The organism is Peribacillus sp. Bi96 (genome assembly GCF_918698115.1).
GTDB lineage: Bacteria > Bacillota > Bacilli > Bacillales > DSM-1321 > Peribacillus.
Genome location: NZ_CAKKLV010000024.1, coordinates 59065 through 72750 on the forward strand (window position 1 = coordinate 59065; position 13686 = coordinate 72750).

The 13686-nt window shown below is 40.7% G+C and carries 12 protein-coding genes; 2 read left to right on the forward strand and 10 right to left on the reverse strand.

What is annotated here, in order from left to right; all coding sequences use genetic code 11:
* Nucleotides 1-184: 184 nt before the first annotated feature.
* From LQ203_RS22460 to LQ203_RS22485, 6 genes are all read right to left on the reverse strand, one after another.
* Nucleotides 185-1678, reverse strand: coding sequence for an aldehyde dehydrogenase family protein (locus LQ203_RS22460; protein WP_230161538.1), 1494 nt, complete (start codon nt 1676-1678; stop codon nt 185-187).
* A 46-nt stretch (nt 1679-1724) separates the two neighbouring features.
* Nucleotides 1725-2690, reverse strand: a complete 966-nt coding sequence (locus tag LQ203_RS22465) for a PDR/VanB family oxidoreductase (protein ID WP_230161539.1) — start codon at nt 2688-2690, stop codon at nt 1725-1727.
* A 5-nt stretch (nt 2691-2695) separates the two neighbouring features.
* Complete coding sequence (locus LQ203_RS22470) at nt 2696-3214, reverse strand: hypothetical protein (RefSeq protein ID WP_230161540.1); 519 nt, start codon at nt 3212-3214, stop codon at nt 2696-2698.
* 13 nt (nt 3215-3227) lie between these two features.
* Entirely contained in the window at nt 3228-4217 is a 990-nt protein-coding gene (locus LQ203_RS22475; protein ID WP_230161541.1) for a DUF3445 domain-containing protein, read from the reverse strand.
* A gap of 30 nt (nt 4218-4247) precedes the next feature.
* Entirely contained in the window at nt 4248-5678 is a 1431-nt protein-coding gene (locus LQ203_RS22480; protein WP_230161543.1) for a cytosine permease, read from the reverse strand.
* A gap of 87 nt (nt 5679-5765) precedes the next feature.
* The gene (locus LQ203_RS22485; RefSeq protein WP_230161545.1) at nt 5766-5969 is read right to left on the reverse strand and encodes a hypothetical protein; all 204 of its coding nucleotides are present in this window, start codon (nt 5967-5969) and stop codon (nt 5766-5768) included.
* Between the two features lie 195 nt (nt 5970-6164).
* On the opposite strand from LQ203_RS22485, the gene LQ203_RS22490 reads away from it, so the two are divergent.
* Nucleotides 6165-7997, forward strand: a complete 1833-nt coding sequence (locus tag LQ203_RS22490; protein ID WP_230161547.1) for a sigma 54-interacting transcriptional regulator — start codon at nt 6165-6167, stop codon at nt 7995-7997.
* Between the two features lie 288 nt (nt 7998-8285).
* Here the strand turns inward: LQ203_RS22490 and LQ203_RS22495 are convergent, their stop codons facing one another.
* Together LQ203_RS22495 and LQ203_RS22500 are read right to left on the reverse strand one after the other, a co-directional pair.
* Nucleotides 8286-8810, reverse strand: coding sequence for a GNAT family N-acetyltransferase (locus tag LQ203_RS22495; RefSeq protein WP_230161549.1), 525 nt, complete (start codon nt 8808-8810; stop codon nt 8286-8288).
* A 356-nt stretch (nt 8811-9166) separates the two neighbouring features.
* Complete coding sequence (locus LQ203_RS22500) at nt 9167-9655, reverse strand: hypothetical protein (RefSeq protein ID WP_230161551.1); 489 nt, start codon at nt 9653-9655, stop codon at nt 9167-9169.
* 751 nt (nt 9656-10406) lie between these two features.
* Between LQ203_RS22500 and brnQ the strand changes: the two genes are divergently transcribed.
* On the forward strand, nt 10407-11747 hold the full coding sequence (brnQ, locus tag LQ203_RS22505) for a branched-chain amino acid transport system II carrier protein (protein WP_230161553.1): 1341 nt from the start codon (nt 10407-10409) through the stop codon (nt 11745-11747).
* A gap of 248 nt (nt 11748-11995) precedes the next feature.
* On the opposite strand, the gene LQ203_RS22510 is transcribed toward brnQ, so the two are convergent.
* Together LQ203_RS22510 and sdaAA are read right to left on the reverse strand one after the other, a co-directional pair.
* Complete coding sequence (locus LQ203_RS22510; RefSeq protein ID WP_230161555.1) at nt 11996-12526, reverse strand: DinB family protein; 531 nt, start codon at nt 12524-12526, stop codon at nt 11996-11998.
* 630 nt (nt 12527-13156) lie between these two features.
* Nucleotides 13157-13686: L-serine ammonia-lyase, iron-sulfur-dependent, subunit alpha (gene sdaAA, locus LQ203_RS22515; protein ID WP_230161557.1), on the reverse strand; the 530-nt coding region annotated here is incomplete at its 5' end.

Consider the following 13686-nt stretch of genomic DNA (forward strand, 5'->3'; position numbering starts at 1 on the left):
ACGGGTGTGCGAGACTCCTGCGGGAATACGTGTCTAAGGGAGACTCCGCAGGCGCAACGGCGCCGAGGGCGGACCGCCCAAGGAAAGCGAATTTTCAACGTTCGAATTTTACAAAACCTCAAAAAAACTTTAGACAAACTCCATTATTATCGAGTTTGTCTAAAGTTCTCATCAAGTTATATGCTTAATTTGGAAACCAGCCGACCGGTTTTACATCAAGATTAATATTGATTTGTTTAATTTCCTGGTATTCGTCTAAACCGTATTTTCCTAAACTGCGTCCAATCCCACTCTGTTTGTAACCGCCCCATGGCGCCTCGACATATGTTGGATGATAATCATTTACCCATGTGATGCCTGCCCGTACTTTCTTGATCACGCGCAGTGCTTTTGCTCCATCGTTAGCGAAGACACCGCCTGCAAGACCGTAGTCTGTATCATTTGCAAGTTTAATAGCTTCGTCTTCATCTTTAAACTTTTGGATGACAACAACTGGACCAAAGATTTCCTCTTTTACGATACGCATATCAGGTGTTACATCGGTAAAGACAGTCGGTGCAATGAAGAATCCCTTGTCAAGGCCGTCATCAACAAGGCGGTGACCGCCTGCTGCAAGTGTCGCACCTTCCTGTTTTCCGATTTCAATATAGTTCAAAATACTATTCATTTGTGCTTCACTGACAATTGCCCCCATGTTGCTGTCTTCTGCAAGGCCAGGTCCTACTTTAATTTTATTTGCGCGTTCCACAAAGCGTTTTACATATTCATCATAAATACTTTCTTCAACAAGAATGCGGCTACCTGATGAACATACCTGGCCGGCACCGAAGAAGATACCAAACAATCCGTAATCGACGGCTGTCTCTAGATCTGCATCTGCAAAAACGATGTTAGGTGATTTACCGCCGAGCTCAAGTGAAATTTTCTTTAAGTTGCCTGCTGCCGCTCTCATGATTTCGCGGCCTACGTCTGTACTTCCTGTAAATGAAACAATGTCAACATCCTTGCTTTCGGCAATTGTTTGACCAACAATAGTCCCTCGGCCCATTACCATATTAGCCACACCTTTAGGGATGCCTACCTCCTCTAGGATTTCAAATAATTTCATTGCCGTAACTGGTGTCACTTCTGCCGGTTTATACACAATGCTGTTTCCTGCCGCAAGGGCCGGAGCGATTTTCCACACGCTCATTAGAAGAGGGAAGTTCCAAGGTACAATCAAGCCGGCTACACCTACTGGCTCGCGAACAACCATCGCTTGCACGGGAGCGGGAACTTGGTAAGTTTCCCCATCTGGATGTTGAATTAAACCAGCGTAGTAGCGGAAACACGAAGCGGCATCGGCAATATCGAAACCCGCCTCTGCTTTTAGTTTCCCATTGTCCATTGTTTCAAGAATCGTTAACTCTTCCGCGCGTTCATTAATTTTATCCGCAATTTTATATAAGAAAGAAGCACGCTCCTGTGCTGTAAGACCTGACCAGACTCCACTTTCAAATGCTTCTTTTGCAGCTGAAATCGCCGTTTCTGTTTCTTCCTTGGTCGCACGAGGTGCCCTAGCAATGACGTCCTGTGTCGCTGGATTGATTACCGGGATTACTTCATTTGAAGATGGGGACCGCCACTCACCGTTAATGTAATTTTTCAGCTCTAAAACTGTCGTTTCTAAAATGGTCATGTTATATGCCTCCGATTCATTATTTTATTTAACTCGTATTTAATCATTAAAGTTTTAAAGCTAGCCTATCGCCCTTCGCTCGTGAGCAGCATGTCAGGATGGTCTTGCGTGTTTGGCGGTTTTCTTTTGTAAGGAAGAAATCACGGTGGTCTACTTCACCTTCTGCGACATCTACCTCACAGCTTCCGCACCCGCCCACTTTACAAGAATAAGGTGCATCAATTCCTTCCCTTAAAAGGGCTTCAAGCAGTGTTTCGCCTTCATGAACGTGGATGGACCGATCTCTATCCATAAGGTCAACAATGAAAGGATCTTGCTGCCCATCATTTTTTGTAGCAAATAATTCGAAGTGGATGGCATGTTCCGGATAACCATATGAACTGGCAGCTTCACGATACTCTTGTACCATCTCTAGTGGTCCGCAAAAATACACATGCGTGCCAATGCGATGATCCCGCATCGTCGCAGGCGTCATTCTGTTTTTCTCGTCTGCCTGCGAAAAATAAAAGGTGCATTGATCAGGATATTTCGCTTTTAACAAATCATAATACGCACATAATTCCGGTGTGCGTGCCGCATAATGGAGTTCAAAAGTTTGGCCTTCCGCAGCCATGTCTTCCATCATTGCCAGAAATGGAGTGATGCCGATTCCAGCTGCATAAAAAGCATGATGCTTTGCCCGAAAGCTGAGAGGGAAGTTGTTTTTAGGGAAACTGACTTCCAACCTTGTTTCTTCCTTTACTTGGTCATGCCAGTAAGCGGAGCCTCCGCGAGACGCCTCGTCACGACGAATGGAAATGGCATATTTTTTGCGGTCTCTTGGATGGCTGATAATCGAGTATTCTCTCTCGAAAATCGTATCTCCGGCCGTCATGAAAGTAGTTAAATGCGAACCGCCTGTAAAGGCAGGCAATGGCATTCCATCAATTGGAACCAACTCGAACTGTTTCACGAAAGGGGTTTCTTGAATGATCTTGTTTACTTTCATTTGAATATTTCCTACTATCCTCATGATGATCAGCTCCCTATTACTTCTTCTTTTGCGACTGGGATGAATGGGTAACCAATATAACCTTCCCGTACGATTGAATAAAAAGGACCAATTTCAAGACTGGCGCTGCAATGGTCACATTCTGCTATCGCTTCTTCTGCGACTTCCGACACTTCGAAACATTTCATGCAATATACGTAGCGCCGTTTAGGCCCGATGATCACCGTCTGAATCTCATCTTCAGATAGACCAGCTTCTACCCCCAATGAGAAGACCATAACGGCATTGTTCCATGCAGCCGCAATATAAAATTGGGTGCCCATCTTTTGTGACAAGATGAATCTCTTAATCTCCTCTTTATCATCCATTCCGTTAATAGAAAGACATTCGACAGGCACTTTACCTGCAATTTCAGAAGTGAAATTCTTCACCTTTTCGTATCCGGCTGGATCAGAAATGACGACAAACTTTCTTCGTTCATTCCGTGGAGTGAAATGATTTACGATCGTAACAGATTTATCAAACAATACTGGACTATTGTACAAGGCACTTTTCCTCCTATTTATTGTTTATATTCGCTTTTTGTTCTTCATCAATGCGGCTTAAATATTCGACCGATTGTGGAAGAAATGGGGCAATTCCTTTGTATTCCGCCATAGGTTCAGGAATATCCTGCAGCACGCTATACGTCAGATCAAACCACTCCTGGCGCAATGTCAAATCTTCAAGTGGCAGGAATTGTGTGTTCAATACGAATAGAATGGCATTGCTTCGTGGCATGCGATAAAATTTTTGTTCTTCAACACGCAAACGAACCAGCTTTCCTGCATTTTCTGGTGTTATTTCAGAACGTTGCGGCCCCCATACATCCATCGTTTCATAGTTGACATCCCAACGGTCCGCCATCAGGTTCCAGTTAATGCGTGTCCATGGTTTTCCTGGCTCGATGGATAATAAAAACTTACGAACACGCTCTGCTAGCTCGTCGCCTTTCTTCGATACAAATGGAACAGGTGCATGTATTTCATCGAAGGACATGCCTTTATTCCAGTTAGCTGAGAAGAGGGCGGCGTATGAGACTTGCCCCACTTCCAAATAAAAGTTACTGTCGCGATGAACCATTAACACAAAATCATTGTGGAAATGACGGCCAATGTAATCAAGCGGCTCATTTGGAAGCGTGCTAGCATCGCCAAATAAGAAGGAATCGGATTCCCCAAAGATGTGGTTTTTGAAGGTCCAGTTGTCTCCGTCTTTTATGACCTCGTAATGCTCCGGATGGCGATCAGTTGCCATGTCGATAAGCATCTCCAGTACTTCCCATTGCATTTCTAATGTGTGTGGAAATGATTGAAACCTTATGTGTGGCTGTTCTTGAAGGAGACGCCGCTTCGTTTCCACTTGGAGTCTGTATTCTGGCGTAACTTCAATACAGTTAATGTTTGAGAGTCTTTTCAAGTCATTTGAATAGCGATAGTTACCTGAAGTGAATGGAAACGGGAATGTATCTAAATCAGTGGTTTTGAATTCTAAACTTTGTGTAAACATTGAACAATCTCCTCTCGTTTTCAAAATTCTTCATAGTGCTTTTTTTTCTATTTGGCTTCTTTTTAATTCAACAGATGAGCGACCCATATCAACTTCATAACGGAAAATGTATTTAGATGAAACATAGTAAGTGACTAACGCGACAAAGTATGTTGGAATGCCGGCAGCTGTATAAAGAAAAAAGTTGCTTGCCTCAAAAGTCAATGGATTATAGAGTGCCCAGTAAGAGATAGTCCCAATAACAACCGTAAGTACTGCAGAAGGATTAATGCCTTTCCAATAGGTGTAAGAGCCTTGCGTGTCATACAAATCTCTTAATGAAATTCGTTGGCGCTTTACTAAGAAGTAATCTGCAACAACAATGCCACCAATAACAGCCATAATGAAGGAAATGACCGCAATAAATGAACCAAATGCATCGTAAAACGTTGAGCTTAGAAGTAAGAATATGGCTGGTACCGTTGTGCCCATCGCAATCATCCATGACTTTTTCGGGAATACAGTTTTAAAGCTGACAGCCTGTGAGTACATAAGGAAAATGGCTGCACCGACATTCCCTACCGAAAGTAGAATCAAACCAATGAATCCACCCCAGCTGCCTGCGATTGAAAACATCCAGTCAGAAGGATCAAGTGAACCAGCGACTAAAGCTGCAAGTGCCCCAACTAATGCTGCGATACATACGATGATTCCGTAGCTGTAGAAGCCCGCTTTAAAGGCTCCCCCTTCTGTTTTAGATAAACGGCTGTATTGGCCAAGGTATGGAAGCCATGAGAAGCCGAGACCGATATTTAATTCCAGGGCTGTCGCGAATGAACGTGTAGTCGTTTCAAACGGTTCAGAAGGGAGTATATTGGCAACTTTCGTGAACCCCTGGCCAAACAAGACTATTGCGAGAAGGCCAAACATGAGAACCATAAAAACCGGAACGGCTACTGCGGTATACTTTTGAATGGCTACTGGCCCCCTCACTGTTACAAGAAATGCACAGATAAAGAGTAAAATCGAGAAAATCGGCGCTCCCGTTGTATGGCTGGAGAAAAAGGCGGGCATCCCTAACCAATTAGCAGCCTCTGTTAACGCCTGGCCAGACATAAACAGTGCAATGGAAATATAGCCGAGAGTTAAAATAAGAAAAACAAAGAAAAAGATATTGGATCCTAGATACCCTAGTGAACTTCGAAACCCGACAAAGGTGTCTATACCATAGCGCGCAAAATACAGGGTAATGGGAACAATCAACAACATAGGGAAGGCGTTACCGAATAAAATCGCTGCGAGTGACTGCTTTGCATCAAGCATTGTACCTGTGTATCCACCAGTTAACAGCCCAAAAGAGGAGAGGCCAATAACAACCTGAATTAAAATTAAATCCCGAAGGTTAAAAATCCGGTCACTTTTACTTGCCGGTAAAAATCCAAAAGCCACATCCTTTGAAATGGAGGAATTCTCTTTACTCACACACTTCTCTCCCAACTTTAGATAAAATGATTGAATTGCTTGGAAATGAGGCTGTTAATGTTCTAGGTGGTGTAACAGTAAACTACATTAAACAAGTACATAGACTAAGTAGATGATGATTAAAATCATGAAAAAAATAGAGCCTGTCGCATCCTTCCATTTCATTTTGTCGACTTTCACAGCATCCTCCTGTTCATACGCATAGATCCGCTCATTCAAATCTGAATATAGACTTTTAATAAAGGGATCTTCTGAATTGATATTCTGTTGAAACTGATTCTCTTTATTCAAAATTGCTTCTACCTCCTTTGCAATCATGCTTTTTAGTCCCTTCTCTTTACTTTATTGCAATAACCATGCCAATCAGAAACACTTTGCTTACAGGGTTTTTAATAGGAAGAATATTCATTTTTGAAACTATTGAACAATTATGAAATTTCTGTAGTATTGAAGCTAGAAAGTTAAATGAAAGGCAGGTAGACATAAATGGATCACTTCACCTCTGCACTCTTGTCTATTTACGATCAGCTTATTGTTACAGATAAAAAAGGCACCATCCTGGAATCGACCGGAACAAGGAATTCCTTATTCCATACAGTCAAATCTGCTAGTGCCGGTGGTTCTATCAAGGATGTGGAACAAGATTTATTTTCTATGAGCTTGGCAGAAGAGGTAATGGGCCATAATGAAAAAAAAACTTTCATGCAGTCCACATGGGAGGGTTTCGAAATACTGGTGACGGCATACCCGATTGAATCAGGGAAATGGGTTTGGGCTTACAAAGAAATTAAAGACTCTTACCCAGATACTTCAGGGATTCAATCCGGGCCATCGGTGGAATCGAAAAAACTATCTTTCCCATTTGTAATCCATAGTAAATCCATGCATGATGTTCTTCATAAAATGCAAATGGTTTGTGATGTCAGTGCAACAGTCCTATTATTGGGGGAATCCGGTGTAGGAAAGGAAATGGCTGCCAGGGCCATACATAATATGGGGAACAGAAGCGAAGGACCGTTTATACCTGTCAATTGCGGCGCAATCCCGGAAAACCTGATTGAAAGCGAACTGTTTGGCTACGTAGAAGGGGCTTTTACCAGCGCAAGGAAAGGCGGTGCCATGGGAAAATTCACACTTGCCCATAAGGGTATCTTATTCTTAGATGAAGTGGGCGAGTTACCGCTTAACGTACAGGTAAAACTGCTTCGTGTCCTTCAGGAGCGCGTTGTCACACCAATTGGTAGTTCGACCTCCCACCCTGTTGATATTCAAGTGATCGCCGCGACAAATAAATCTCTCGAAAAAATGGTGAAAAAAGGGGAATTCCGAGAAGACTTATATTATCGTCTTCATGTCGTACCGATCGACCTTCCTCCGCTTAGGAATCGTGTAGATGAAATCCCCTATCTAGTTCAATTTTTTTTACAAAAGTACAATACACTTTACAATAGGAAGGTGGCTTTCACTCCAGATGCCATTGACATGCTATGTATCCACCAATGGCCCGGTAACGTACGCGAACTTGAAAATATAGTGGAAAGGCTTGCGATTACAAGCGGAAAACCGGTAGTGGATGTTGCAATGGTCAAAGAGGTCTTGCCTCTAAAAGGGGCCAAACCCACCTCAACACCAGTAATCGATTTTCTAATGCCGTTGCAAGAAGCATTCGACCTTGTGGAGGAACAACTGATCAACATGGCAATGGAACAATACAAATCATTAAAATTAGCGGCGAAGGTATTGGAAGTTAGCCAGCCAACGATGAGTAGAAAATATAAAAAAATACGTAATAAAATTGAAGAGGCTCGCCTTTCACCAGTGAATAAACGGGCCATTTTAGAAGAACAAATAAATAAACGGCTCCGTTCCATTGCCGTTGTGACTGCAGCAATCATTCCCGCTGAGGAGGTTATCAGTCTACAAAAAAACATGAACCGCTCAAATTCCTATTCACAAAAATTGAAACAAAAGCTTACCATTATTCAAGAAAAGGAAGGCGTCATTGAATGGGTCTTTATCTTTAGCATGACGGAGGATGGACGTCTGATTCACCTCGTTGCAGACAAAGGCTTTGTAATTGAACCAATGGAAGAATACATCGGTCCGCCAGAAATGATGAATGTTGCTTACCAGGCGTTTAATGGTAAAGCAGGTGTTACTCCCATATACGAAGACAAGTACGGTGATTGGAAAACAAGCCTTGCACCAATTATTGATGATGACGGCAATATAGTTGCTATTGTCGGATGTGATTACAGCAAATCCTATATTAATTCGGAAATGCAACGTCTCAGTAAACAACTCAAAATCCATATTTGATTTTAGGGTGCAGCATACCGGGACCTCTTTTTTCAAATGGAAACATTATCACCTTACATTATTAAGATGGACCTACGGAAAAACTCATTTATTCATGCAAACGATTCAGGACATAACTATGGAAAAGCCCATATTCAGGCTTTTCCTTAATGCACAGTTTGTGTCTTATGCGCCATGAAAGAACTGTTCTCCTCATGAAGCTAACCTGCCCTTTCGCTCCAAAAGAAAAAAGAGCTGCCAAAGCAACTCAAGAACCTGTTGATTCTATAAGATATTTCTCAATGTTTTTCACCTTAACAAAGAATAAATATTAGTATCGAACGGAACATCATTTTGATACATATAATTTCTCAAAGTTCCTTCATTTACAAATCCTAATTTTGTTAGCAACTTATTAGATGCTTTATTTTCAACAAAAACAACTGCTCCGATACGCATTATACCAAGATCATTAAAACCATAGGAAATCACTTTACTAACGGCTTCAGTTGCATATCCATTGCCCCAATGTTCAGGAAAAAGTGCATAGCTTATTTCTGCTCTCCTATGTTCAGGAGACCACTCTTGAAACCCAATTGTTCCGATAATACCCTCTGTACCTTTCTTTTCAATCCCCCATTTAATACCACTTTTTTCATCATAATTTTTCGAAAAATTCCTGACAATTTGTTTCACCTGATCTATACTAATTAGTGGATTTTGTCCATAATAACGTAATACATCTGTATTAGAGAAACAATTTAATATATCTATTGCGTCAGATTCAATAAGTTCTCTCAAAACTAACCGCTCAGTTTCTAATATAGGAAACATTCCCGCACCCCCTTGTGATTTTTCATTTTAATAAGTCTCCCCCGAAAGGTTACGAAAGTTGGGTCCCTGGCAAACGAAATGAACTATACACGATTTATTAACATCGACACAATTCTCAAATACTCCTTTTCATTAGGATCCCTCTTACGGTTTAAATTTTACCATAAATATCCATCATTAATTGGATACATTTCAAAATCCATCTTCCGTGGCTGGTGATCTATTCTTAGTTTTCTCTGAGTTAAGATAACTACAATATATAACGCTGAGGGATTTTCCTTGAGAAGGCAATAAAAAAGGCACCCCTTTTTCAAGAAGCGCAATCATCGGCTCTTTAACGTCAACTATAATAACCTTTAACACCAAACTATTATTCGATAGGGTGTGGTTTGGGAGGGGATGCTTTTTGTAGCAGGCCCATAGATGACAATTAGATTTCGATTATCAGGGTTTCTTGAAAAGGGTTGACCATTTGTTAAGACGATTTGAGTATATGAGGATATATTTAAACGTAATTGGCCATCACTGCTCTCCAACTGACTGTTAAAGTAATCCACTTTCACATTCTGATATGAACTATCCCTTACCATGACAAGTGCTCGATATTGTGGTGGGAAAATAAGCGGAACTGGTGCATTCCCATCATAATATCCAGTTACCCTATCCCCTACTGACACGATTACATGGTCTACAAAATAAGTTGTAGGTGATACAACGAAATTCACTAATGCTCCTCCGCTTTCTACAGATACTAATTTATAACAGCCTTCTCCTTCACCGTTTTGCCCTACGGCAAAATCACTAATCATGGTGACGATCCCATGAAAAAACTTAAAATTTATCATACTCATACCTCCATTGATTTAAGACAGTAGCGTACCCTTTGAATTGGAAATATGACCTCTTCCCGGTGGTGATGGTGTGCTGTCATTTGCTTAACAAGTTCGCGAATGACTTAATAATATCGTTTTAATTTATGTGAAATCACCTAAATGATGACCTTGAAATGCAAGAAAAAAAGTTGCATCCTAAAAAAAATTCATTAAAGCCCGCCTTCCAAGCCGTTAATTTTCACCCCTCTACTCCAATCACGCGTGATTTTTTTCATTCATTATTTAAGGTGGTTATCCAAAGCTCTCCATCTTTCTTATATATTTTAGATGAATTCTCGTCAAACACATTAAATGCCGTTTTGTATGTTAAATAATTTTTCTGCGTCTTCCTCTCGTCTCCCTTCTATTTCCTCCCCGTGCTCCTGTAAACCATACAAATAAAAACAATCAGCTAAGGATTTTTTATGTTCATTCCCTCAATGCCAATACATTCCCTTGCCATTCTAAGTCTTTGCTTATATCTTTCAACATCGATTCCAACTTAATGGTATGAGTTGCTTATAGATGTCCAAAATAAGATAAGGAAAGATGGAAATGGAGGATCTGGTCATAAAGGTAAAGAATAAAATTTAAAAAATATATTGAAATATCAATTTTATTTAGATATAATACGATACGGTCTTAAATATTTGTTTGTGTATAATTTTTAGAAAATTTAATAATTTTACACAATAGTAAATTTTGGGTTTATGGAGGTTATAATTTGTCTAATAAAGTACCATCTTCATTTATAGTAGTGATTGGTTTCATGTTATTCGCGCTATTCTTTGGGGCAGGAAATTTAATTTTCCCTCCGATGCTTGGTCAATCAGCCGGAACGAATATCTGGATTGCTAATGCTGGGTTTTTAGTAACAGGGGTTGGATTACCGTTACTTGGTGTATTGGCACTTGGCTTTTCAGGTAAAGATGATTTACAATCTTTAGCAAGCCGCGTTCATCCAGTCTTTGGAATTGTATTCACAACCATTCTTTATTTAGCCATTGGTCCATTATTTGCAATGCCTAGAACAGGAAACGTTTCGTTTGAGATAGGTGTAAAACCATTCTTGCCCGAAAATTCCGGACCGCTTCCTTTGCTTATTTTCACCATCATCTTTTTTACAACTGCGTGTCTTCTTTCGCTCAATCCTGCGAAAATTGTCGAAATTGTGGGGAAAGTTTTGACACCTATCAAGTTAACGTTCATTGGAATCCTAGTGGTGGTAGCTTTTCTTCATCCAATTGGGGATTTTCAAGTTCCAGTTAAGAACTATACCATTCAACCCTTTTTTAATGGGTTTAAAGAAGGTTATTTAACAATGGACACACTAGCCTCTTTTGTTTTTGGCATCATTATCATTAATGCCATTAAAGAAAAAGGTGCTAAAACAAAAAAACAAATAATGATTGTTTGTGGAAAAGCAACAGCCATTGCTGCCATTATCCTTGCAACCATTTATACAGCTCTTTCTTATATGGGTGCTTCCAGTGTAGGAAAACTTGGTCACTTGGATAATGGAGGTGTAGTTTTAGCCAAAGTCTCGGATTACTACTTTGGTGCGTATGGCGGGATATTATTGGGATTGATGATTACAGTAGCTTGTATAACAACGAGCGTTGGACTTATTACATCCTGCTCGACGTACTTCCATAAACTATTGCCAAACCTGCCTTACAAAACAATTGCTATTAGTTTATCGATTTTCAGTGCTATCATCGCGAATATTGGCCTAACACAATTAATCGCCATTTCCGTCCCTGTAATGACGGCCATTTACCCGTTAGCCATTGTATTGATTTTCTTGACATTTTTTCATTCTTTATTTCATGGGAGACCTGAAGTTTATCAAGGAAGCTTACTTTTAACATTCATCGTCAGTTTATTTGATGGATTAAATGGAGCCGGAATTCACATTTCAGTCATTAATGATTTCTTTAATGCAATCCTGCCTTTGTATGAGGCAGGGCTAGGGTGGATTATCCCTGCTATTGTTGGAGGATTCATAGGGTATGCCAGCAGCATCTTACGCTCGAAATTCGGTCATAATCATCAAATAGATTAAAAAAAAAGCAGCATATAAAATCTGTCCAGGAAAAATGCCTGGACAGATTTTTTTTGTTTCGCTGTAGGTCGGATTTTTTGCCACTAGGACGGACTTTTCCTATGTAGAACGATTTTCCTGAAATAGATCGAATTTTTCCGCTGTTGGACAGTGTATTTGCATTCAATTTGTGATTGCACTCGACTTTTTAAAGCACATACCATCAGGCTTACTTACTTTGGCTTTTGCAAAATATAAAAGGTCCCTTATCAGTATCTTTTTATTTCATTCCGTAACTTCTTCAGCAGTTGAAAAATCTGCCCCCGATGATGTGATTCATGTTCAAGCAAATGGTAAACGACCCACTCAGGTGTGACGTCATATCTTTCAAGCACCCTTGGTTCACGCCAATCATTTAGATCCATTGAACGAAAGGTTGAAAGAAATACTTCACGCACCTTATTCAGGCGGTCAAAATGTTCTTCCAAAGTTTGTCCTTCGATGTGAGTTAGGGCACCCTCTTCAGAACGGCTTTCTAATGGAAACAAAGCGAGTATTTCCGAATCCCATTCCGTAACAAGTACCTCTTCGTATAACCAATCTGCTTCAACCAACGCAATGTGATATAACAACGAGCCAATCGTTTGCCTTTCATCCATTTTCGTATCAAGTATATTTTGGCTGATTCCCGTTAATTCCGTTATAAGCGTACGGCGAACATCTTCCAAACACCATAACCACCGTCCAATTTCTTCTTCGTATTCAGGTAATGCTGATACCCTTAATGCTCTTTTCTCCAACAAAATCAACCTCCACTCATTCCACGTACATTCAATTGAAAAATGGTTGTTTCCTTCTTTTTAACAGAATTACATGGTTCTTAGGTTTATTTAGGGTGACATCAAGACAAAAAAGAGCAATCCTTAAGATTACCCTCTCTTTTGTTTATGGTTTATGATTTTTCCGTTTTAAGTTATCTGATTTCGTAAATCAAGATTCATTCCTCAAAAAAAGATTGGCCCTCATCCCCTCTGATATACGCCTGCCTTGTAAATGATCCTGTTCCCGTCCTTGTTCAACCATTATCCGTTGCTCCAGTTTTTGAGCATATAGTGCATAGCCGATCCCATGAGCTTGAAACATTGCTTTTTCCATTGCCGACGTGTACGTTAGATCGAGAAAATTAATGAAGCATCAATCCTTCCCATATTGAATTCCGTACTCATCTTATCATTGAAAATAATAAGTTACAAAGTGGCTATGGCTCCATATTAACTGATAATTCAGACTACAGACCGATTGTACTTCTCTCCCAGTACGGAAACGCCAAATCCCTCTTATTTCCTCTATTTTCCTTTTCAACTTCAACTTCACATTACATGCAAATTAAAAATCCCATTAACAAATCTGTTGTTAATGGGACTGAATGTTTATTTATATGAACCGAATATTTCCTTTGCCAATCTACGCCCCGTAGGAGTGGCAGCCAGGCCGCCCTCTGCCGTTTCGCGAAGCGCAACTGGCATGGTCAATCCTATTTTATACATGGCATCGATCACTTCGTCACATGGAATGCGGCTCGTAATTCCTGCAAGTGCCATATCAGCTGCCGTTATTGCGTTGGATGCACCCATTGCGTTACGTTTCACGCAAGGAACTTCAACCAATCCAGCCACTGGATCACAAACCAATCCAAGCATATTTTTCAATGTGATTGCCATCGCTTCTGCGGCTTGGCTTGGTGTACCGCCGGCCAGTTCCACAATCGCAGCTGCGGCCATCCCGCTTGCCGAGCCCACTTCTGCTTGGCAGCCACCAGCCGCTCCAGAAATGGAAGCATTGTTTGCAACCACGAACCCGAAGGCAGCGGAAGTGAAAAGAAATTCAATCATCTCTGCTCGCGTCGGGTTTAATTTTTCTTTTACGGCAAATAACGTACCGGGAACAACGCCCGCAGAAC

Excerpts from the sequence above, each read along its gene's own strand:
- LQ203_RS22500 (WP_230161551.1), bottom strand. The coding sequence starts at position 9,655 with ATGATAAATTTTAAGTTTTTTCATGGGATCGTCACCATGATTAGTGAT.
- LQ203_RS22460 (WP_230161538.1), bottom strand. The coding sequence starts at position 1,678 with ATGACCATTTTAGAAACGACAGTTTTAGAGCTGAAAAATTACATTAAC.
- LQ203_RS22465 (WP_230161539.1), bottom strand. The coding sequence starts at position 2,690 with ATGAGGATAGTAGGAAATATTCAAATGAAAGTAAACAAGATCATTCAA.
- LQ203_RS22495 (WP_230161549.1), bottom strand. The coding sequence starts at position 8,810 with ATGTTTCCTATATTAGAAACTGAGCGGTTAGTTTTGAGAGAACTTATT.
- LQ203_RS22475 (WP_230161541.1), bottom strand. The coding sequence starts at position 4,217 with ATGTTTACACAAAGTTTAGAATTCAAAACCACTGATTTAGATACATTC.
- LQ203_RS22490 (WP_230161547.1), top strand. The coding sequence starts at position 6,165 with ATGGATCACTTCACCTCTGCACTCTTGTCTATTTACGATCAGCTTATT.